We start from the raw sequence: 21,198 nt of genomic DNA, 5'->3' as shown, positions 1-21,198 counted from the left end.
CTCCTCGGTCGGCCGTGCCGTCAGTGCGTGGCGTGGTGCTTGGCTCTGATCACGATCCGCACGTTCTTGGTGTGGTGGGTGCCGTCGCGGTCGACGTACATGACGGTGAACCGGTGATGCCCGGACGCGAGGTGCTCGGTGGGGATCTTGACCGAGGACCGGCCGCCGGGGCGGACGTGCCCGCGGACCACCACCTTGCCGCGTGCGTTGCGCACCACCACGGCGGTGCCGGACTTGCCACCGACCACCACCAGCTCCGCCCGGTGCCCGTGCGGGACCACGTGGGTGACCTGCACCCGGCTGACCACGGCCGCCGGTTGATAGGGGGCCAGGGCAGCCGCGGCCGGCTGGCCGGCCTGGTGGGTGCCGGCGGAGCCGCCTGCCGACGTCGTCACCGGGTCCTGGTGCGGCGTCGTCTGGCTGGCACCGGGGCGCTTCGGCATCGCCAGCTTCGAGGCGGCCAGCTGGGCCTCGTAGTTGGCCTCGCGCGCGTCGGCGTCGAACTCGGCGCTCGCCGGGGGATCGAGCGCCTCGTTCTGGAAGACGCCGGCCAGGTCGTCGAAGGTCGCCCGGCGCCAGGGCGTGATCGCCTCGAAGGTCACCGGCTGTTTGCTGCTCAGGCCGTTGGTGGGCGTGCCTTCATCGAGTCCGCCGGCGGCGGTGACGGCCTCGATGAGCTGCAGCGGCGAGGTGTGGTCGGCGACCTGCGAGTAGATGTGGCCGCCGACCGTCCAGGGGGAGATGACGATGCACGGCACCCGGAAGCCCGCTCCGACGGGCAGGCCGCCGCCGGGGGTGCCTCGCGGGGACGGAAGCGAGACGTACTCCTCCGGATAGGTGTCGGCGTCCGGGACCGGCGGCGGCACGTGATCGAAGAAGCCGTCGTTCTCGTCGTAGTTGATGATGAAGACCGTGGAGTTCCACAGCTCCTCGTTCGCGGCGAGTGCCTCGAGCTTGGAGGCCAGGAAGTACGCGCCGGCGGCGGGCGTGTTCGGCGGGTGCTCGTCCGAGGCGTAGGGGCCGTCCGGGAAGAGCCAGGTCACGTCCGCCAGGGTGCCGTTCGCGCAGTCCTCCTCGAAGCCGAGGTACGGGGTGGTCGCCTTGGTCGGGTTGGTCGGGTCGCCGAGACCGCCCGGCGTACCGTCGCCGAAGAGCGTGCCGGTGGTCATCACCATGTTGTAGAGCTCGGTGGGGACGGTCTTGTTCGCGAAGCTCGCCCACCAGCTGAAGTAGTTGTACGAGCCCGAGCTGGTGTAGGTCTTCACGGTGTAGCCGGCGTCGTAGAGCACCTCGGCGGCCGACTTCCAGCCGAGGGCGTTGGGCTTGACCGTCTCCAGGATCGGACCGCCCTGCTGGCCCTGCGGGTCGTTGGTGCCCGACATCCAGATCGCCCGGTTGGGGTAGGTCGGACCCATCACCGAGCAGTGGTAGTTGTCGAGCAGGGTGAAGTTCTCCGCCAGAGCCCAGTGGAACGGGATGTCGGCCTGGGTCATGTAGCCCATCGTGTACGAGCCCTTGGTGTCGCCGTCCGACGCCAGGTGAGTGTGCAGCCACCCGTCCATCGCGCCCTTGTTCCACGACGCGTGCTGGTCGCGCCAGTCATGGGACAGCGAGGGGACCGCGGCCGCGCCGGTGTTCGCGGTGTCCATGTGGAACGGCTCCAGATAGCCGGCCGGGTTGGCGGGGTCGGGCTGCTTGAAGACCGAGTTGCCGTTGGGCAGCGTCATCGCGGTCGGGTCGTCGAACCCGCGCACGCCGGGGAAGGTGCCGAAGTAGTGGTCGAAGGAGCGGTTCTCCTGCATCACGTAGACCACGTGCTTGATCTTCGACAGGTCGAACGAGGTCGGCTCCGCGGCCGCCGCCGCAGCGGCGAGGCGGGTCGGCAGGAGACCGGACATGCCGGCCGCGCCGGCGACCGCCGCGGCGCCGGCGATGACCGTACGCCGCGAGACGCGGGCGACTCCGAGCGAGGAGCTGGTGTTGTCAGTCATGGAGTGTCCTTCGTCCTTCGGTGGGCCGGTCAGCTGGCGGATCGGATGGCATGTTTGTCGGCCTTGACCTTCTTCTTGAGCCGGTGGATCTTCTTCTTCAGGTGGGCGATCTTTTGGTGCGCCTTGGCCTTGGCCGCCCGCGAGGCGTGCTTGGACCGGAGGACCTTCATCGCCTTCTTCTTCGCCGACTTGTCCTTGTGCAGCGCCCGCTGGTGCTTGGCGAGCTTCGCCTTGGCGTGCTGCAGGGCCGGGTTCGGCGACGTCCCCGCGCCGGGCCCGGTGCTCGGTGCCGGGACGCTCACCGGCGCCGAGGTGGCGCTGGTCGAGGCGAAGTCCTCCTTGACCGCTGTCACCGAGACGGTCAGGACGTGGCCGCCGTCGGCAGCCGTCACCGCGTAGGTCGCCTTCGTCGCACCGGCGATGGCCACACCGTCGCGCAGCCACTGGTAGCTGAACGAGTCCGGAGTCGGCGTCCAGGTGCCCGGGTTGGCCGTCAGGGTCGAACCCACGGCGGGCGTGCCCGTGATGGCCGGCGCGGTCTTGACGGTGACGGGCCCGTTCGTGGCCGCGGCACAGACCCCGGCGGCGATGCCGGAGCCGGTCACCGCGACCTGGTCGGCGGGCTCGAGCGGACCCGAGGCGTCGCCGGCGTGTCCCACGTGCAGGACCTTGGCGATGGCGCTGTTGCGCGTGTCGGCCAGGTAGAGCACGTCGGTGACAGGGTCGACCGCCACGGCGTAGGGCGTGTTCAGCCTGGTGCTGGCCGGGAAGGTGCCGCTGGCGACCGGGCTGAGGTTCTCGGCGCCGGCGATGCCCCCGACGTTCACCAGGGTCGAGATCGTGCCGTCCGGCGTGACCTCACGGATCGCGTTGTTGAACGTGTCGGCGATGAACAGGTCGCCGGCGCCGTCGAGGGCGACCCCCTGCGGGTCGTTGAGCAGGGCCGAGGTCGCCGGGCCGCCGTCGCCGGCGTAGCCGCCGAGGCAGTCGTTGGTCGCCACCGCGGCGGCGTAGTCGCCCGCCACGGTGGTGATCACGCCCGTCCCGGCGTCCACGCGACGGACCACGTTGTTCGCCGAGTCGGCGATGTAGACGTCGTCCTCGGCGTCCACCGCGACCCCGGCGGGCAGCGCGAGCCTCGCGCTGGTGGCGGCCGCGCCGTCACCGGTGTACCCGCCCTTGCCGGTGCCGGCGACGACCGTGATCGTGCCGGCCGTGGTGACCTCGAGGATGCGGTTGTCGAAGGTGTCGGCGATGAACACGTTGCCGGCGCTGTCGACCGCCACGCCGTCGGGGTGCCAGAGGTTGACGGTGAGCGGCGTGCTGGTCGAGGTGACCGTCGCGGCGTCGCCACCGGCGGCGCCCGTGCCCGCGAAGCGGTGGATCGTGCCGTCCGGCGTGATCTCGCGGATCACGTTGTCGCCGCTGTCGGCGATGAAGATGTCGCCGTGGGCGTCCTCGGCGGTGCCGCCGGGCTGGTACAGCAGGGCGTCGGTCGCATCGCCCTCGTCGCCGACGTCGCCGTAGCCGGCGAGCGAGCCGGCCACCGTGGTGAGCGAGCCGTCGGTCAACGAGGCGAACACGTTGTCGCCGGTGTTGGAGACGTAGACCGTGCCGTTGTTCGCCGAGACGCCCGCCGGGCGGTAGAGGCCGCCGGCCGGGGGCAGCGGCAGTCCGGTGGTCTCGTCGATCACCGGGGCGCCACCGGAGTCCTTGCCGTACGGCACCGCCTGGAGGAGCGGACCAGTGGTGTCGATGAGGCCGAGGCCGTCGGTGTAGTCGTAGCCCTGGGGCGCCAGCAGCTCGACGTAGTTGCCGTCACTGACGTTCAGCCCGGAGGTGGCAGCGCTGACCGTCAAGGAGTCCTTGCTCGCCACGGAGGTGTCGGCTGGGAACGTGTAGGTGGATCCGTCCTTGGTCTGGAGCACATAGCCCGAGAGGTCCACGGTCGCGTCCGAGCCGTTGTCGAGCTCCACGGAGGCGCCGGTGGCGTGGCCGAGGGTCACGGCTCGGGTGAAGCCGAGCTGCTCGAGGTCGACGGTGCCGGGGCTGCTGAGCGCCGACTTCAGGGAGTAGTTGATGTCGTCACCCTGGCTGTGCAGCGAGTTGTACCAGACCGCCGCGTCCGGGTCGGTGCGGTCGGTGGGGATCTGGTAGTGCTCGGCGTAGTTGCCGTTGGTGGCCGTGCAGACCGCCGACCCGTTGAGCGTGTTGGCGGCACACGGGGTGTCGACGTAGGCCCGGGAGACCAGGGTGCTGCCGCCGGTGTTCACCGACAGGTAGTAGCTGTGGTCGCCGCCGGAGTTGGCCAGCGACGAGAAGCCCTGGACCAGGACCACCGGCGTGGACGCGGGCAGCCCGTAGTTCGCGAGGAACTGAGCGGTGGTCTTGACGCCGAGGTACTGGTTCTCGTCCCACCAGAAGAGCTGGGTGCCGTGGGCCGGGATCACCGGGTCGACCAGCGGCGAGCTCCCCGAGGTGTCCGACGGGTCGTGCAGCGTCATGGCGGCGCCGCTCTTGGTGAGCGTGAGGTCGTACGCCGCGAAGTCGATCGGGTGGTCGGTGGTGTTGGTGATCTCGCTGTACTCGTAGTAGTCGGTGGAGTTGTTGTCGTAGTTGACCTCGGAGATCAGCAGGTCGTTGGGGTCGATCTTCGGGGCGCCCGAGTTCGCCTCGCCCTTGGTGGCCCAGCCCGAGACGCCGAAGCTGCCGGAGCCGTCGGTGGTGCGCGCCCACGAGGTCGGCGCGAACGACGTCCAGGTGGTCTGGTCGAGGAGGGTGTCGTCGTCGGTCTCGGTCAGGTAGAGCGTGTCGCTGGCGGCGAGGTCGAAGCCGGTGGCGGCGAGGTCGGCGCCGTCGACGACGACGTACCGGTGGGCGGCGATGTCCTGGGTGGGCACCTGGTAGGTGTCACCCGCGCTGTTCTCGAGGGTGAGCGAGGCGCCGGTCAGGTCGGCGCCGGTGTTGTAGAGCTCGACCCAGTCTTTCGCCGGCGTACCGGTGGCCTCGACCTCGTTGATGGTCAGGCCGGCAAGGGGATCGTCCGCGGCGGGAGCGCCCACCGGCGGAAGCTCGACGAAGGTGAAGTCCTGGGAGACGGTCGCCTGGGCATCGCCCACGGCGCTGTCGCCCACGGTCACGTGCACGCTGTAGTGCCCGAGGGCGTCGCTCGGGGTGCCGCTGATGACGCCGGTGCTCGGGTCGATCGTCACGCCGACCGGCAGGCCGGCGGCCGCGTAGGTGTAGCCCGGAGTGCCGCCGTGGGCGGCCACGTGGATGTCGGTGAGGGCCGAGTCCTCGTGCACGGAGACGTCCGCGATCGGGTCCAGACGCAGCACTTTGCTCAGCGTCAGGGTGAAGGTCGTCGTGGCGGTGTCGCTCGGCACTCCGTCGGTGACGGTGACGGTGACGGGGTAGTCCCCGAGGTCGTCGGAGGAGTCCGGGGTGCCGCTGATGACGCCGGTGCTCGGGTCGATGGAGACACCGGCGGGAAGGCCGGTGGCGGAGTAGGTCAGTGGGGCCCACACCTTGGTGGCCTTGACCTTGATCGGGTTCATCGACTCGTTGACCGAGATCTCGGCGTTGCTCACCGGCGCGATGACCACGTGCTCGCTCGACTGCGAGATCGGGTCGCGCTGGCTCACGATGAAGTCGGCGGCGTTGTCGTTCGTGTCCTGGGGGATGCCCTGCTTGAAGATGCGCTCGTCCCAGTGCGCGGCGTCCAGGACGGGCGCGGAGTGGACGCAGCTGTCGGCGTTGCTGCCGTCGGGGGCGCAGATCGCGCTGCCGGTCCTGCCTTCAGCACCCGCGGCGTTGGCCGTGCCGGTCTTCGAGAAGCCCATGGCGTCCACGATCGGCGACGGGTTGACGCTGGGGTCGGCGAGGTTGCCGTTGGGCAGCGCCCAGGTGACGTGGCCGGGGGCCGCGAAGTCGGCGTCGTTCGCGGCCGTGTCGTTCGCGGCCGTCGGGTACACGCCGGTGGTGTCCACCGAGGCGTCGAGCAGCAGGAACTGTCCACCGGTGGAGTAGCCACCGATGTTCTTGGCCGCCTGCTGAGAGGGGTTGACGGCGGCGTCGGTCGAGCCGAAGTCGATGTCGGGCGTCACGCCGGCCGGCAGCGACGGCAGCGTGGTGCTGCCGGCGTCGTAGATCGCCACCAGGAAGTGGTGGTGCGGGTAGACGGTCCCGTACAGCTGGTACGGCGCCGTGCAGGTCTGGCCGCCTGCGGATGCGTAGCACATGTAGTAGTTCGGGTGGACCGTCGCGGGCGTCGTCGAGGTGTCGAGGGTGCCCAGCGAGATCGGCTCGTCCGTCGGGTTGTAGAGCTCGAACCAGTTGTTGTCGTACACACCGCTCTGGTCGCCGTTGACCTCGGAGATGACGAGGTGGTCGGAGGTCAGCGACGCCGGGTGGGCGTTGGCCTCGCCCTTGGTGGCGTGCTGGGAGACGGCGAAGTCCCCGGTGCCGTCGGGGTAGCGCGCCCACGAGGTCGACGCGGGCGACGTCCATGACGTCTCGTCCAGGACGGTGTCGTCGGCCTCGGTGAGGTCGAGGGTGTCGCTGTCGGCCAGGTCGAGGCCGGCGGCATCGAGATCGGCGCCGTCGACGACGACGTAGCCGCCGGCGGCGATGTCCTGGGTGGGCACCCGGTAGGAGTCGCCGGCGCTGGTGACGAGGTTCACCGAGGCTGCGGTGATCGCGGCGCCGGTGTTGTAGAGCTCGACCCAGTCGTTCGCCGGCGTACCGGTGGTCTTGACCTCGTTGATCTTGAGGCCGGCAAGCGGGTCGTCGTCGGCCGGCGGGGTGGTCTTCGGCTGCTCGACGAGGGTGAAGTCGACCGAGGCCGACTGGGCGGCGGCGCCCACGCCGCTGTCGGTGACGGTCACGTGCACGCTGTAGTGACCGACGGTGTCGGTCGGGGTGCCGCTGATGATGCCCGTGCTCGGGTCGATGCTGACGCCGTCCGGCAGACCGGTGGCGGCGTAGGTGTAGTCCGGGGTGCCGCCGTGGGCGCTCACCTGGATCGGGGTGAGGTCGGCGCCCTTGTGGACGGAGACGTTCGCCACCGGGTCGACGCGCAGTTCGTTGCTCACCGTGAGGGTGAAGGACGTGGTGGCCGTCTCGGGTCCGGTCGGCGACGAGTCGGTGACGGTGACCGTGACGGGGTAGGCCTTGAGCTCGTCGGTCGCCGCGGGGGTGCCGCTGATGATGCCGGTGCTCGGGTCGATGCTGACGCCGTCGGGCAGGCCCTCGGCAGCGTAGGACAGCGCACCGGTGCCCTTCTGGCCCTGCACGTGGATGGGCGTCATGTCCTCGTTGCGGCTGATCTCGGCGTCGTCGATCGGCGCCACCGCCACGTGGTCGCTGATCTGCGAGTGGATGGTGAAGTCGGCCGGGGCGACGGCCGAGAAGTCGGTGCGGTTCGTGTCGGTGTCGACCGGGACGCCGTCGGTGAAGTTGCGGGCGATGACGCATCCGTTGGTGGTCCCCGAGTCGAAACCGGCGATGGGGGTGGCGCCGTTGGTCTCCGCCGCATCCGGCTGGGTGGTGCTGGCCTTCGTCCAGCCGACCCCGTCGACTACGCCGTCGGCCTTCGCGGTCGCCGAGGAGAGGTCGCCCTTGAAGCTCGGCGCGTCGCTGGCGCCACTCGCGTTCGGGTCGAGCAAGAGCACCTGGCCGCCGGTGTTGCAGCCACCCATGTTGCTGCCCTGCTGGCCGCCGTTGGCAGCGGTCGCGACGGCGGCGTCCAGGTCGGGCGTGAAGCCGGCAGGGATGGTTCCGTCGTCGGCCGGCGAGTGTGCGTTCGCGTACCAGACGAAGAAGTAGTGGTGTGCCTTCACGGTGCCCGACAGCTGCACGTTGCTCGAACACTTCTGGGTGGTGGCGGTGTTGCCGCGGTAGCAGAGCGAGTAGTTCGCCGCGACCGTGGTCGCACTGGTGACGGTGCCGAGCGCGATGTCCGTATCGGTCGGGTTGTAGAGCTCGATCCAGTCGTTCGTCCACTGAGCGGAGTCCGAGTTGGCGCCCCACACCGCCGCGATGACCAGGTGGTCGGGCGGAGTCGGATCGGCGGCGCGAGCGCTGGTCGCGGTCATCGCCGTCATCACCGTCGTCATCGTCGCTGCCATCGTCGCCGCCGCGGCCACAACGGCCGTGAGGCCGCGCCTCGTCTTCAAACGCAGGTTCAGTGCCACCGTGAGCCTTTCGAGTGGGTGAGGAGTCGACCGGCGGGCAACCGATGGCCAGCGGGAGGACGGGATGAAGCCCTCGGAATCTGGCAGCGCTGGGTAAATTCTCGACGTCGAGATACTGAACCCGAGACACCCGTCGTCCGTCGAAATCGTGTCGATCCGGGCCGCCCCGCAAGGCGCCACTCGAACGGCCGACGCCGGGGGCCCGCGACCTGACATCCTTGGTCCCCTCGTCGGCCTGAGAGGCTTGTGCCGTGAACGAGTTGTCCGTCCCGCTCCCTGTGTCCCTCGACGTCGTCTCGCTGACCATGGCTTTGGTGAACATCGAGTCGGTCAGCCACCGTGAGGGGCCGCTCGCCGACTCCGTCGAGGCAGCGCTTCGCGACCTGTCCCACCTGCGGGTCGAGCGCTTCGGCAACACCGTCGTGGCGCGCACCGAGTCGGGCCACCCCGAGCGCGTGATCATCGCGGGCCATCTGGACACCGTTCCGGAGAACGACAACCTGCTGGCCTACGTCGAGATGGGCAAGCTCTTCGGGCTCGGCGCCTGTGACATGAAGGGCGGCATCGCCGTCATGCTCAAGACCGCCGCGCTGGGCAGCTACCGGCGCGACGTCACCTTCGTCTTCTACGACGGCGAGGAGGTGGCCAGCGAGCACAACGGCCTGCGCAAGCTCGCCGAGTCGCACCCGCATCTGCTCGAGGCGGACCTCGCGATCCTGATGGAGCCCAGCAACGCCGGTGTCGAGGCCGGCTGCCAGGGCACCATGCGGGTCGAGGTCAGGGTGCCGGGGGAGCGCGCCCACAGCGCCCGCTCGTGGACCGGCGTCAACGCCATCCACCGTGCCGGCGAGCTGCTGCGCCGGCTGGAGGCGCACGAGCCGCGGCAGCCGGTGATCGACGGGCTGACCTATCACGAGGGACTCAACGCGGTCTTCGTCAGCGGCGGGGTGGCCGGCAACGTCATCCCCGACGAGTGCGTGCTGACGGTCAACTACCGGTTCGCTCCGGACCGCACCGAGGAGGAGGCGGAGGCGTTCCTGCGCGAGTTCTTCGCGCCGTACGACGTCACCGTCACCGACAGCGCCCCGGGCGCCCGGCCCGGCCTGGACCGGCCCGCGGCGAAGGCGTTCCTGGAGGCGGTCGGCGCCGAGGTGGGCCCGAAGTTCGGCTGGACCGACGTGGCCCGCTTCACCGTGCTCGGCGTGCCGGCGGTCAACTACGGCCCGGGGGACCCACTGCTCGCGCACAGGCGGGAGGAGTACGTTCCTACCGCACAGTTGACGGAGTGCGAGCACGTGCTGAAGGAGTGGCTGCGGGCATGAACGCCATGCGGAACGGCCCCCACGGCGTCCGCCCGGAGAGCGACGGCTGGGGGAGCACCAACGACCAGCGGCTCCTCGACAGCCGCGGCCCCGGCCAGTGGGTGCACACCGACCCCTGGCGGGTGATGAAGATCCAGGCGGAGTTCGTCGAGGGCTTCAACGATCTCGCCGAGCTCGGCCCCGCGATCACGGTCTTCGGCAGCGCCCGGATCAAGCCCGACGACCCGTCGTACGAGATGGGGATCAAGGTGGGGTCGGCGCTCGCCCGGGCCGGCTTCGCGGTCATCACCGGTGGCGGCCCCGGCGCGATGGAGGCGGCCAACAAGGGCGCCGTCGAGGCGGACGGCATCAGCGTCGGGCTCGGCATCGAGCTGCCCTGGGAGGCGGCACTCAACCCCTACGTCAATCTGCCGCTCAACTTCCGCTACTTCTTCGTCCGCAAGACGATGTTCGTCAAGTACGCCCAGGGCTACATCGTGCTGCCCGGCGGCGTCGGCACCCTCGACGAGCTGTTCGAGGCGATGACGCTGGTGCAGACCGAGAAGGTCACCCGCTTCCCGATCGTGCTGATGGGCGTCGAGCACTGGGAGGGCCTGGTGGAGTGGATGCGCACCACCATGCTGCCCGACGGCCGGATCAACTCCGAGGACGTCGACATGCTCACCCTGACCGACGACGTCGACGAGGCCGTCGAGCTGATGGTGAAGGCGAGGGACGGCCGATGATGTGGCTGTTCGCCATCCTGATCGTGCTGGCCATGGGTGGCATCGCGATGGTCGCCGCCGGCCGGGGCACACCCCTGCAGGAGGCGTACGACGACAGGCCCGATGCGCTGGTGCCCGCCGACCGACCGCTGCGCGCCGCCGACCTGCGGGCGGTCCGCTTCCCGCTCGCCCTGCGCGGCTACCGGATGGCCGAGGTCGATGCCCTGCTGGCCCGGCTCGCCGGTGAGCTGGCGGCTCGGGAGCAGGCCACGGAGCACTCCGGCGAGCCCACCGGGGAGCGCCCCGAGTGACGGCGCTCGTCGTCGCCGTCACCGTCCTGGCCGCTCTCATCGTCGCCCTGACCTGGCTACGACTGCGCGGCCGCGCCGGCGGCACGGTGCGCTGGCACCTGATCCTCGGGGTGCTCGGCGTGGTGGTCTGGGGCACGTTCCTGGCGGCGCCGGCGAGCAGCACGGCCGGCGGCGACCTGGTCGGCGTGGTCGGGCTCGGATTCTGGTGGCTGGTGGCTATCGTGGGGCTGCTGATCCTGGCGCGCTGGCGCCGGCCGGCCGCTCGCGGCAGGCGGGTGGGGCGTCATGCCGGTGTCGGCGGCCCGGACCGGTGGTCGCAAGGCCCCTGGCTCTCGATCCTCGCCCACGGCGGCATGGTGGTCTGCGTGGTCATCATGACCTGGGCGTACCTGACGCAGAAGGTGTAGCCCGTGACCCTGCGACTCGGCGCAGTTCTCACCAGCATCCTGACCGCGCTCGCGCTCACGGCGACGCCGTCGTACGGCGCAGTGCCAGCGGCGCGGGCGAAGCGGCCCGCCGTCGTGCACCGGGTGGTGATCGGCCACTCGGTTTGGCACCGGCCGATCGCGGCCTACGAACTGGGCGAGAAGGGCCCCGGCATCCCGACCGTCCTGATCGTGAGCACGATGCACGGCAACGAGCGGCAGATCCAGCAGATCCCCGAGGCGCTGCGCGACGGCAAGCGGATCCACGGCATCGATCTGTGGGTGGTCCCGGTGATGAACCCGGACGGGCTGCACGCCAACACCCGGCAGAACGCCCGCGGCGTCGACCTCAACCGCAACTTCCCGACCCACTGGGTCCACACCACCGGCCATTACGGGTCGGGTCCGAAGCCGGCCAGCGAGCCGGAGACTCGCGCGATGATGCGGTTCCTGAAGAGGATCAGACCCGACCGGGTGATCAGCTTCCACCAGCCGCTGGACGGCGTCGACCTCGACAGCCGGCGGCCGGGCTTCTCCCACAAGGTCTCCCGCGCGCTGCACCTGCCGGTCTCCCACGTCACCTGCGGCGGGGTGTGCGGCGGCACCATGACGCAGTGGTTCGAGGCGCACTTCCCGGGCACGGCGATCACCGTCGAGTACCCGGCGCACCCGTCCTCGCACACCCTGCGCGTGCAGGCGCCCCGGGCGCTGCTGCGGCTCTTCGGTGGTCGTCGCTGAGACGGATACGAGGTCGATAGGGGATAATGGTGCGCGGACACAACGCCACCGAAGGGAAGAGGTGCCACGCATGGCGGCGATGAAGCCGCGGACCGGGGACGGTCCGCTGGAGGTCACCAAGGAAGGTCGCGGGATCGTCATGCGAGTCCCGCTCGAGGGTGGCGGTCGCCTCGTCGTGGAGCTGAACGCCGAGGAGGCAGGCGCTCTCGGCGACGCACTCAAGGACGTCGTCGGCTGACCGTGGCCGCCCCCACGCTGCCACCCCAGGTCATCCCGCCCCGCTTCGTCCTCTCGCCGCTGGCGCCCGAGGCCCTCGAGGCCGAGGTCGTCGCACTCCCGGTGGAGCCGGCGGAGGGCGAGGCCGCGCTCGTCCTCGGTCCGGGTGCCGTCGCGCTCGACGAGCGCTTCGACCTGATCGGCGTGCTCGAGAGCGAGCGTGCCACCGGCAAGGCCGGTGAGATCGTCGCCGTGCCCGTTCCCGCGGGTCGGGGCCCGCTGCGCCGCATCCTGCTGGTCGGCGTCGGCGCCCAGCGCCGCGACGACTTCCGGCGGGCCGGCGCGGCACTCGCCCGCGCCACCCGCGACATCGGGAGCGTCGCGACCTCCATCCCGGCGCTGGAGCCCTCGTACGCGCTGGAGGCGTTCGTCGCCGGCGCGGTGCTCGGCTCCTTCGACTTCAACTGGCGCTCCACCGGTCCGGCCTGGCAGGCGGTCGGCACGGTCACCCTCGCCGACATCGCGCCGGAGGAGTACGGCGACGCCCTGGCCCGCGCCGAGGCGATCGCCCACGCCGGCTGGCGGGCCCGCTTCCTGGCGACGGTGCCCGCGAACCTGAAGAGCCCCGCCTGGCTGGCCGAGCAGGCGGTGGCAGCGGCCGCCGAGGCCGGCCTGGAGGCGAAGGTCTGGGACGAACACCAGCTGGCCGCGGAGGGCTTCGGCGGGATCATCGGCGTGGGCCAGGGCTCGGCGACGCCGCCGCGACTGATCCGGCTCGACTACACGCCGGCCAAGGCTGGCCGGAGGACGCCCACCGTCGTACTCGTCGGCAAGGGCATCACCTTCGACACCGGCGGGCTCTCGATCAAGCCCGGCCAGGCGATGACCACGATGAAGCGCGACATGACCGGCGGCGCCGTGGTGATCGCCACCATGGCCGCGCTGGCGCAGGTCGGCTGCCCGGTCAGGGTCGTCGGCCTCATTCCGGCCGCCGAGAACGCCGTCTCCGGCAGCGCGCTGCGCCCCGGCGACGTGGTGCGTCACTACGGCGGCCGCACCAGCGAGGTGACCAACACCGACGCCGAGGGCAGGCTGGTGCTCGCCGACGGCCTCGCCTACGCGGTGGAGCGGATCAAGCCCGACGTCCTGGTCGACGTGGCCACCTTGACCGGTGCGATGAAGGTAGCGCTCGGCCAGCACCTGGGCGGCTACTTCGCCAACCGCGACGCGCTCGCGACACAGGTCGACCGGGCCTCACAGGTCTCCGGCGAGGAGGTCTGGCGGATGCCGCTGTTCGCCGGCTACGAGGACAAGCTCGCCTCGACCGTGGCCGACGCCGACAACGGCCCCGGCGGCCCCGGCGCGATCACCGCGGCGCTGTTCCTGCAGCACTTCGTCGGGGACCTGCCCTGGCTGCACCTAGACGTGGCCTCGATCGGCGACGCGCCCGAGGAGCGGTTCGAGTGGACCAAGGGCCCGACCGGCTTCGGCGCCCGCCTGCTGCTCACCTGGCTGGGCAGCGACGACCCGCTCCAGGGCATCCGCGTCGAGTAGGGGATTTCGCCCCCTTGAGTAGGGGATTTCAGCCCGGACTCGAGGTGCGAAAGGGACGATTCGCGGGTGCGAAACCCACGACTCGCGGTCAGGCCTCGGGGATCCACTCCTTCTTCGCCACCAGCAGGCCGTCGCCGACCGGCAGCAGCAGCGGAACCAGTCCGTCGTGCTCGGCCACGGTCCGATCCAGCTCACGGATCGCGACCGTCTCGGGGTCGCGCCGGGCCGGGTCGGCGACGCGGTCGTGCCACAGGGCGTTGTCGAAGGCCACCACGCCACCGGGCCGCAGCAGCCGCAGCGCCTCGGTGAGATAGGCGGCGTACTCGGTCTTGTCGCCGTCGCAGAAGACGATGTCGTAGTGGCCGTCGGTCAGCCGGGGGAGTACGTCGAGGGCAGCGCCGGCGATCGTCCGGGCCCGCTGAGTGGGGATCCCGGCCTCGGTGAAGGTCTGCCGGGCGAGCCGCTGGTGCTCGGTCTCGACGTCCACGGTGGTCAGCACGCCGTCGGCGCGCATGCCGCGCAGCAGCCACAGCCCCGAGACCCCGGTGCCGGTGCCGATCTCCACGACCGCACGGGCGTCCAGGACCGAGGCCAGGAAGCGCAGCGCGGCACCGCCGCCGGGGCCGATCGGGACCACGCCGACCTCCTCGGCACGGGCGCGGGCGGCCGCGAGTACGTCGTCCTCGGCGACGTAGCCCTCCGCGAAGTTCCAGGTAGCGGCAGCGGGTGGCGGATAGGAAGCCATGGTCAGAACCTATCCCGATCCGGTGCCCTGGCCGGGAACGCACGCGGTGCGAACTTCGTTGGAATGTCACAGGAACCTTTCAGCACGCCTGCCTACGGTGGAGGCGAAGGTTCGGCGATGGTCAGGAGACATGAGATGAGCGCACCGACGCAGGCGGTCCCGTCGTGGGACGAGATCGTCGAGCGGCACTCCGACCGCGTCTACCGGCTTGCCTACCGGCTGACCGGCAACCGGCACGACGCCGAGGACCTCACCCAGGAGGTCTTCGTCCGGGTCTTCCGCTCGCTGGACTCCTTCACCCCCGGCACGTTCGAGGGCTGGCTGCATCGGATCACCACCAACCTCTTCCTCGACCAGGCGCGGCGCAAGCAGCGGATCCGCTTCGACGCCCTCTCCGAGGAGCGTGCGGCCCGGCTGACGTCGAGCGCCCCGACGCCCGACGCGGCGTACGCCGACCAGCGCTTCGACGACGACATCGAGCGGGCCCTGGCCACGCTGCCGCCGGACTTCCGCGCCGCGGTCGTGCTCTGCGACGTCGAGGGCCTGTCGTATGAGGAGATCGCCGAGATCCTCGACGCCAAGATCGGCACGGTCCGGTCCCGGATCCACCGCGGCCGCGCGATGCTGCGCAAGGCGCTCGCTCACCGCGCCCCGACCGGTGGCCGGCTGCGCCACTCCGGTCCCAAGGTGCTCTGGGGCGGGGCGTCGTGATCGGTGGCTGGGGTGCGCACCTGGGCGACCGGGCGAGCGCGCTGCTCGACGGCCAGCTGAGCGACGAGGACGCCGAGCGCGCCTGGGCGCACGTGCACTCCTGCCATGCCTGCCGCGACCAGGTCGAGCGCGAGGGCTGGCTCAAGCGCCGGCTCGCCGGGCTGAGCTACGACCCGACCGCCGGCGCGCCCGAGTCGCTGAAGGGCTCGCTGCTCGGCGCGCCCGGCGACGTCTTCTTCGGCTTCCACGCCGAGCTGCACGGCCATGCCGCCCCGGCTCGGTCCAACAGGCGTGCCCTCGGGCTCGCCGCCCTCGGCGGCAGCGCCGTGGGCGCGGCGGTGATGGGGGTACTCGCGTTCGGAGCCGCGCCCGCGTCGGCGCCGACGACGCCGCTGCCCGCGGCCTCGCTCAGCTCGGTGACGCCCACGCCCGTCGTCGCGACGGTGCGCAAGCCCGCTCCCTGATCAGACCTCGAGGTCGTTCTCTGCGGTCTCGATGAACGGGTGCTCGGCGACGAACGCCTTGGTCTCGGCGTAGAGGTGTTGGATGTAGTCCTCCAGCGCCGAGCTCTCCACCCGCCACTGGCCGCGGCCGCCGATCTTGATCGCGGGTAGCTCGCCGCGGCGAACGAGGGCGTAGACCTGGGCGGCCGACGTGTTGAGGGTCTCCGCGACGTCGGCGAGGGTCAGGAAGCGTGGGGTCCCCGGCATGCGCCCATGATCCCATCCCGTTCCAGCGCCTCGGGCCGCACGCGTGCGCTGCCTGTGGATAACCGCCGAAGGTGGTTTACGCCGGCGACGGCCGCGGTCATGATGCCAAGGTGGCACGCACTCTCGGGAACCTTTCCACACACACCTCGCCGCCCGGCCCGGCAGCGCCCGGCCCGGCAGCGCCCGCGCCGCCGTCCGCCCCACCCGCGGTCCGGGCCAGCCGGCCCGGATGGCGAGATCCGCGGCTGTGGCTGGGCGTCGCCATCGTGGCCGGCTGCGTGGTGGCCGGCGCCCGCGTCCTCGGGTCGGCCGACGACACCGTCGCGGTGTGGGCGGTCCGGGCCGACGAGGGCAGCGGCGCGGTGCTGACCCGCGCCGACCTGGTCGTGCACCGGGTCAGATTCGACTCGGCGGGCGACCTGGCCGGCTACTACCGCGCCGACGACGCCCTGCCGGACCGGCTGGAGCTGGTCCGCGGCGTGGGGCGGGGGGAACTGCTGCCGCGCAGCGCCGTCGGCACCACCACCGCGGGCACCGTCCAGGTCCCGCTCGCGGTCGATCCGGCGCAGGTGCCGCCGGCGGTGGGCACCGGCTCGGTCGTCGACGTGTACGTCGTCGGGAGCCCGGCCGACGCCGCCTCCGACTCGGCCGGCGCCGTCTCGCCCGCCCTGGACGCCGTCACGGTGGTGGCGGCACCGCACCCCGACCAGGGCTTCGGCAGCGCCCAGACCAGGCGCCAGCTGACCGTGGCCGTGCCCGAGAGGCAGGTGCAGGCGTTCTTCGGTCTGATGGCCCAGGCCGACGACCCGGCGCTGACAGTCGTGCTACGGCGATGACGGCCACGCTGACACCCGTGCTGGTGCTGGCCGCGGGCGCGGCTTGGGAGGGCACCGCTCTGGGTGTGCTCGAGCGCGGTCCCGGTCTGGTGCTGCTGCGTCGCTGCGTCGACGTCGACGACCTGCTCGCGGCCGCGTCGTCGGGGCAGGCGGAGGCCGCGGTGGTGGCCCTCGACGTACCGGGGCTGGACGCCCGCGCCGTCGACCTGCTCTACCGGCACGGCGTGCGGGTGGTTGGCGTCCTGCCGGCGGGTGCCCGGGCCGAGGCGGCCCGCACCGGCGCCGCCCGGGTGGGCATCGGCCGGCTCGTGGTCGAGGACGACCTGACCGAGCTCGCCGAGGCGATCGCCGCCCCGGACGCGGTGGCGGCCCCGGCGGCGCCTGGCACCGCGACGCAAGCGCGCGCCGAGCGGTCCGACCGCGGCCGGGTCCTGGCGGTGTGGGGCCCGGCGGGCGCACCGGGCCGGAGCACCATCGCCGCCGCGGTAGCGGCCGAGCTGGCCCGGGCCGGTCGGCCGGTGTTGCTGGTCGACGCCGATCCATACGGCGGCAGCATCGCCCAGCAACTCGGGATCCTCGACGAGGTCTCCGGCCTGCTCGCGGCCAACCGCGCCGGCCTGTCCGGCACCGCCCGCACCCTCGGCCCCGGCCTGGCGGTGCTGACCGGCCTGCCCCGACCAGACCGGTGGCAGGAGGTCCGCGCCGGCGTGCTGACCGATCTGCTCGGCGAGGCCGTCGGCGTCGGCGACGTCGTGGTGGACACCGGGTTCAGCCTGGAGGAGCCGGCCGACCCCGGCGTACGCGCCGGGCGCAACCAGCTGACCTTGGAGGCGCTGGAGGCCGCCGACGAGGTGCTGGTGGTCGGCTCCGCCGACCCGGTCGGCCTCACCCGGCTGGCTCGTGGCCTGGTCGACCTGCGTGACCGGCTCCCGGCGGCCCCGGTGCGGGTGGTGGTCAACCGGATGCGCTCCAGCCTGGGCTGGAGCGAGCGCGAGGTCGCCGCGATGATCGCCGGCCTGGTCGGCCCGGTCGGGCTGCACTTCACACCCGACGACCGTCCTGGCGTCGACCGGGCGCTGGTCAGTGGTCGAACGCTGCTCGAGGCGGCGCCCGAGGGGCCGCTCGCCAAGGCGGTCGCGGCGCTGGTGCGGCAGTCCTGGGGCGACCCTACGCAGCGAACAGCAGGTAGAGCCCGCCGACGGTGAAGCCGACCATCGTCACCAGCAGAGGGATCTGGCCGGTGATCATGTGCTTGCGCGGCAGCACCGCGATGGCCCGCTTGTGCGAGGAGATGACGCCCAGCACGTGCCCGATCACGACCGAGAGCACCTTGAGGTCGGCCAGCAGGGTGGGGTGGTAGGCGAAGAAGTAGTTGATCTTCAGGTTCGCGGTGCCGAACCAGTTCCCACCGTTGCTGAACGGGTCGCTGACCTGCTGCAGCGTGGCCTGGCCGCCCTCCCACCAGTAGCTCATGTAGTGCGCCACCACGTAGCCGGCCACGATCGGGACCACCGCCGGCGCGAGCAGCACCGGCAGCCGCCGGCGGTCCAGGTCGTCACCGACGCCGGTGAGCATGGTGCCGGCGCAGAAGAAGCCGGCCACCGCCAGGGGGAAGACGAACAGCGCGAGGTTGTTGACCGTGTACGGCGCCCACGAGTGGCTGGTGATGAAGCCGTTGTTCTGGGTGAACTTCAGCCACGGGATGGAGTCCCGGAACGAGTCGAAGACGATGGTGCCGAACAGCACCGAGACCACCGCCACCAGGCCGGTGTGCGGCCGCAGGGTGGTGTCGAGGTTGGTCAGCGGGCTGCGTACGACGAGCCGGCCGGCCGCGTTGCGACCCCACACCGAGAGCCGAGCGACGAGGGAGGAGTAGACCTCGAACGGGTCGGCGTTCGCGTAGAACCGGGTGCCCCACAACTGGCCGCCGATGAGCATCGCCGCGACGTAGATCGCGCACCAGAGCCGGACCGGGCCGAGGTAGGAGTTGTGCGGGTAGACCAGCTCCATCCAGGCGAAGGCGAGCAGCCCGAAGGCCGCGGGCCAGTAGCCGAAGCGCTTCTCGTCGTACTCGTAGAGGCCGCGGTCGTCCCCGCGCAGGACGTTGATGCCGGCATTGATGGTGCGCACCGGGCTGATCGCCTTCCACGCCGGCCCGAAGACCAGCGAGAACGGCACCAGGCCGACCCACCACCACACGTAGAAGATGCCGAAGATCGGATTGATCTCCAGGTCCTGGCCGAAGACGCCGACCATGACGGTGTAGGCGAACAGCAGCATCCCGACGGTGCGCAGGCCGACTCGCCAGGCGGTGGAGTCGACCAGCCGCTCCACCCGCGGGACCGGTCGCTCGCGCACCGGCGAGACGGGCATGGGCTCGTCGGAGGCGTCGTGGCGCCGTACCGTCCAGGCGAGGACGACGAAGCTGACGATCAGGGCCGCGACGGCGGCGACGATGGCTGTCTCGAGCGGGACCGGCAGGTCCTGCCGGCCCCCGATGCCATGTGCGAGGGGGGAGTAGTCACCGCCCACGGGTCACTGGACCTGGAGCTGGACGATGGTCTTGTCGAGGGCGTGCGACTCCACCTCGATCAGCCCCGGCTGGGCGAAGGAGCCGACCTGGATCTCGGTGGTGCCGGCGTTGTAGTCCAGCTGCTTCTCCGGCGAGGAGTGCACGTGGATCTGCCCCGCGGTGTCGGCCTTGACGACGAACTCGACCTTCTGCCCGACCTTGACGTCGACCCGCGCGCCGTTGGGCGTGACCGAGGAGCCGCTGAAGGTGATGTGGATGACCTTCGTCTTGCTCGCGGTGTTCGAACCGGACGAGGAGCCACCGCAACCGGCCAGAAGACCCGCCATCCCGAGGAGCGCTGCCAGGATCGCCACCAGTCGTCGCATGTCTGCCAGAATCCCATGACAAACAAAGAGGCGGCTGAGAAGGGGGTGCGCTCGTGCACGACCGGCTTTCCGCGCGTGACCTGGCCTTCCTGACGCAGGAGACGGCGACCGCGCCGCACCAGCTGGCCAGCATCGAGATCCTCGATCCGGGGGAGAGCGGCTTCGACTACGACACCCTGGTCACCCTCGTCGCGGACCGGCTCTCGTTCGTGCCGCGCTACCGGCAGCGGGTCCAGGTCGTGCCCGGCCGGCTGGCCAACCCGGTCTGGGTGGACGACGAGCGCTTCGACCTCGAGTACCACGTGCGGCGCAGCGCCGTACCGCGCCCCGGCAGCCTCGCGCAGCTGCGCGACCTGGTCGGTCGGATCGTCTCGCGCCCGCTGGATCGCAGCCGCCCGTTGTGGGAGATCTACTACGTCGAGGGGCTGGCCGGCGGCCGGGTCGCGTTGCTGACCAAGGTGCACCAGGCGCTGGTCGACGGCGTCGACACCGTGGACCTCGGCCAGCTCCTCCTCGACGTCAACCCGGAGGCCAAGCCGCTGGCCGAGGACGCCTGGAACCCGCGGCACGCCTCCGGCACCTCGCTGGTCATCGGCGCGGTGAAGGACTCGCTGACCGACGTCGACACGCTCTCCTCGACCGCGCAGCGCACCGGCGGCACCCTGCTGCGGCTGGCCACCGGCCTGGCCAGCCGCGGGCTGGCGATCGCCGAGGCGCTCTCCGGCCGTCGCCCCGACCGGGAGACGCCGCTCTCGGGTCATCTGTCCCAGCAACGCCTCATCGTCACCCTGGAGACCTCGCTGGCCGACTACCGTCGGGTCCGCGACACCCACGGCGGCAGTGTGAACGACGTCATCCTGGCGGTCGTCGCCGGCGGCCTGCGCGGCTGGCTGATGACCCGCGCGGAGTCGCTCTCCGGGCTGCGACAGGTCCGTGCGCTGGTGCCGATCAGCGTCAACGACGAGCAGCTCGAGACCACGTCGCTGGGGGCGCCGATCACCGCCCACTACGTCGACCTGCCGGTCGGGGAGCCGAGTCCGGTGGTGCGGCTGCACCAGGTCTCCTACTCCTTCGAGACGCACAAGCAGACCGGTCGGGCGGTCTCGGCGGCCCACTTGGCCGGGATCACCGGCTTCGCGCCGACGACCTTCCACGCGGTCGGGTCGCGGGTCGCGGCCGCCGCGGACCCACACGGGTTCCAGCTCAGCGTGACGAACGTGCCGGGCCCGCAGACGCCGCGGTACGCCGCCGGGGCCACGCTGGTGGCGAGCTACCCGGTCAACCCGCTGCTGCCCGGACAGGCGCTCGCGATCGGCGTGACGTCCTACGACGGGCGGGTGTTCTTCGGGATCACCGCCGACCGCGACCTGGTGCCCGACGCCGAGGTGCTCGGCCAGTGCCTGCTGGAGGCGCTCGACGAGCTGGTCGACACCGTCACCGGCGGCCGCCGGCAGGCGCCACGTGGCCGTCGCCGTACCCAGGAGGACTCGTGACCCGCGTCTACGTCCCCGCGACCGTCGCGTCGCTGGCCCGCTGGCACGCCGAGGGGCTGGTCCCCGGAGACGCGCTCGCCGAGGGCTTCGAGGCGCCCGACGAGACCGAGGAGGGCGAGTACGCCGCGCTGATGTCGGCCGCCGACGCCTCGACGGAGCTGCTCGGCGGCGCGCCAGGCCGCCGGGTGGTCGTGGTGGTCGACTCCGGCTACGCGCCGGCGGACTGGTCCGACGTGGTGGCCGTCCACGCCGACCCGGTCGACCGAGCGCCGGGCGCCGACCCCGACGAGGACCTCGGCTGGTTCGCGACCCAGGAAGTCCCCGACCTCCTGCGTTGAGAGGTCACCTTT

The 21,198-nt window shown here is 71.5% G+C and carries 19 protein-coding genes; 13 read left to right on the top strand and 6 right to left on the bottom strand.

Annotated elements, in window-relative coordinates:
- Nucleotides 1-20 precede the first annotated feature (20 nt).
- Nucleotides 21-1,991, bottom strand: a complete 1,971-nt coding sequence (locus VHA72_RS11115; RefSeq protein ID WP_325575170.1) for a phospholipase C — start codon at nucleotides 1,989-1,991, stop codon at nucleotides 21-23.
- 29 nt (nucleotides 1,992-2,020) lie between these two features.
- Nucleotides 2,021-8,119 carry a putative Ig domain-containing protein gene (locus VHA72_RS11110; RefSeq protein WP_325575169.1) on the bottom strand — a complete coding sequence of 2,033 codons (6,099 nt, stop codon included), beginning with the start codon at nucleotides 8,117-8,119 and terminating at the stop codon, nucleotides 2,021-2,023.
- A gap of 317 nt (nucleotides 8,120-8,436) precedes the next feature.
- On the opposite strand from VHA72_RS11110, the gene dapE reads away from it, so the two are divergent.
- From dapE to VHA72_RS11075, 7 genes are all read left to right on the top strand, one after another.
- The gene (gene dapE, locus VHA72_RS11105) at nucleotides 8,437-9,507 is read left to right on the top strand and encodes a succinyl-diaminopimelate desuccinylase (RefSeq protein ID WP_325575168.1); all 1,071 of its coding nucleotides are present in this window, start codon (nucleotides 8,437-8,439) and stop codon (nucleotides 9,505-9,507) included.
- Nucleotides 9,504-10,232, top strand: coding sequence for an LOG family protein (locus tag VHA72_RS11100; RefSeq protein ID WP_325575167.1), 729 nt, complete (start codon nucleotides 9,504-9,506; stop codon nucleotides 10,230-10,232). Before dapE ends, VHA72_RS11100 begins: the two co-directional genes overlap by 4 nt.
- On the top strand, nucleotides 10,229-10,522 hold the full coding sequence (locus VHA72_RS11095) for a DivIVA domain-containing protein (RefSeq protein ID WP_325575165.1): 294 nt from the start codon (nucleotides 10,229-10,231) through the stop codon (nucleotides 10,520-10,522). The genes VHA72_RS11100 and VHA72_RS11095 overlap by 4 nt, the downstream gene beginning before the upstream one ends.
- On the top strand, nucleotides 10,519-10,929 hold the full coding sequence (locus VHA72_RS11090) for a hypothetical protein (RefSeq protein WP_325575163.1): 411 nt from the start codon (nucleotides 10,519-10,521) through the stop codon (nucleotides 10,927-10,929). The genes VHA72_RS11095 and VHA72_RS11090 overlap by 4 nt, the downstream gene beginning before the upstream one ends.
- Nucleotides 10,930-10,932: 3 nt before the next feature.
- Nucleotides 10,933-11,685, top strand: coding sequence for a M14 family zinc carboxypeptidase (locus tag VHA72_RS11085; RefSeq protein WP_325575161.1), 753 nt, complete (start codon nucleotides 10,933-10,935; stop codon nucleotides 11,683-11,685).
- Nucleotides 11,686-11,755: 70 nt separating this feature from the next.
- On the top strand, nucleotides 11,756-11,923 hold the full coding sequence (locus tag VHA72_RS11080; protein WP_082574674.1) for a DUF3117 domain-containing protein: 168 nt from the start codon (nucleotides 11,756-11,758) through the stop codon (nucleotides 11,921-11,923).
- Nucleotides 11,924-11,925: 2 nt separating this feature from the next.
- On the top strand, nucleotides 11,926-13,455 hold the full coding sequence (locus VHA72_RS11075) for a leucyl aminopeptidase (RefSeq protein WP_325575159.1): 1,530 nt from the start codon (nucleotides 11,926-11,928) through the stop codon (nucleotides 13,453-13,455).
- Nucleotides 13,456-13,543: 88 nt separating this feature from the next.
- Here the strand turns inward: VHA72_RS11075 and VHA72_RS11070 are convergent, their stop codons facing one another.
- Nucleotides 13,544-14,200 (bottom strand): O-methyltransferase, encoded by a 657-nt coding sequence (locus VHA72_RS11070; protein WP_325575157.1) that lies wholly within the window; start codon nucleotides 14,198-14,200, stop codon nucleotides 13,544-13,546.
- Nucleotides 14,201-14,335: 135 nt separating this feature from the next.
- On the opposite strand from VHA72_RS11070, the gene sigE reads away from it, so the two are divergent.
- Nucleotides 14,336-14,911, top strand: coding sequence for an RNA polymerase sigma factor SigE (sigE, locus tag VHA72_RS11065; RefSeq protein ID WP_325575155.1), 576 nt, complete (start codon nucleotides 14,336-14,338; stop codon nucleotides 14,909-14,911).
- Nucleotides 14,908-15,375 (top strand): anti-sigma factor family protein, encoded by a 468-nt coding sequence (locus VHA72_RS11060; protein ID WP_325575153.1) that lies wholly within the window; start codon nucleotides 14,908-14,910, stop codon nucleotides 15,373-15,375. Before sigE ends, VHA72_RS11060 begins: the two co-directional genes overlap by 4 nt.
- Here the strand turns inward: VHA72_RS11060 and VHA72_RS11055 are convergent, their stop codons facing one another.
- Complete coding sequence (locus tag VHA72_RS11055; protein WP_325575151.1) at nucleotides 15,376-15,621, bottom strand: helix-turn-helix domain-containing protein; 246 nt, start codon at nucleotides 15,619-15,621, stop codon at nucleotides 15,376-15,378.
- A 110-nt stretch (nucleotides 15,622-15,731) separates the two neighbouring features.
- Between VHA72_RS11055 and VHA72_RS11050 the strand changes: the two genes are divergently transcribed.
- Nucleotides 15,732-16,457 carry a hypothetical protein gene (locus VHA72_RS11050; protein ID WP_325575149.1) on the top strand — a complete coding sequence of 242 codons (726 nt, stop codon included), beginning with the start codon at nucleotides 15,732-15,734 and terminating at the stop codon, nucleotides 16,455-16,457.
- Nucleotides 16,454-17,662 (top strand): CpaE/TadZ family protein, encoded by a 1,209-nt coding sequence (locus VHA72_RS11045; protein ID WP_325575147.1) that lies wholly within the window; start codon nucleotides 16,454-16,456, stop codon nucleotides 17,660-17,662. The genes VHA72_RS11050 and VHA72_RS11045 overlap by 4 nt, the downstream gene beginning before the upstream one ends.
- Here VHA72_RS11045 and VHA72_RS11040 read toward each other — a convergent pair.
- Nucleotides 17,625-18,989, bottom strand: coding sequence for a hypothetical protein (locus tag VHA72_RS11040; RefSeq protein ID WP_325575145.1), 1,365 nt, complete (start codon nucleotides 18,987-18,989; stop codon nucleotides 17,625-17,627). The two genes, VHA72_RS11045 and VHA72_RS11040, sit on opposite strands and share 38 nt — an antisense overlap.
- Nucleotides 18,990-18,992: 3 nt before the next feature.
- Nucleotides 18,993-19,355, bottom strand: coding sequence for a hypothetical protein (locus tag VHA72_RS11035; protein ID WP_325575144.1), 363 nt, complete (start codon nucleotides 19,353-19,355; stop codon nucleotides 18,993-18,995).
- Nucleotides 19,356-19,408: 53 nt separating this feature from the next.
- On the opposite strand from VHA72_RS11035, the gene VHA72_RS11030 reads away from it, so the two are divergent.
- Entirely contained in the window at nucleotides 19,409-20,848 is a 1,440-nt protein-coding gene (locus VHA72_RS11030) for a WS/DGAT/MGAT family O-acyltransferase (RefSeq protein ID WP_325575143.1), read from the top strand.
- Nucleotides 20,845-21,186: a DUF6912 family protein gene (locus VHA72_RS11025; protein ID WP_325575142.1), complete on the top strand. Its 342-nt coding sequence runs from the start codon at nucleotides 20,845-20,847 to the stop codon at nucleotides 21,184-21,186. Before VHA72_RS11030 ends, VHA72_RS11025 begins: the two co-directional genes overlap by 4 nt.
- The last annotated feature ends 12 nt before the right edge of the window (nucleotides 21,187-21,198 follow it).

Source organism: Nocardioides sp. (assembly GCF_035547795.1).
Classification (GTDB): domain Bacteria; phylum Actinomycetota; class Actinomycetes; order Propionibacteriales; family Nocardioidaceae; genus Nocardioides.
The sequence above is the reverse complement of the archived record's forward strand: the minus strand, read 5'-3'. Positions and strand labels throughout refer to the sequence as shown.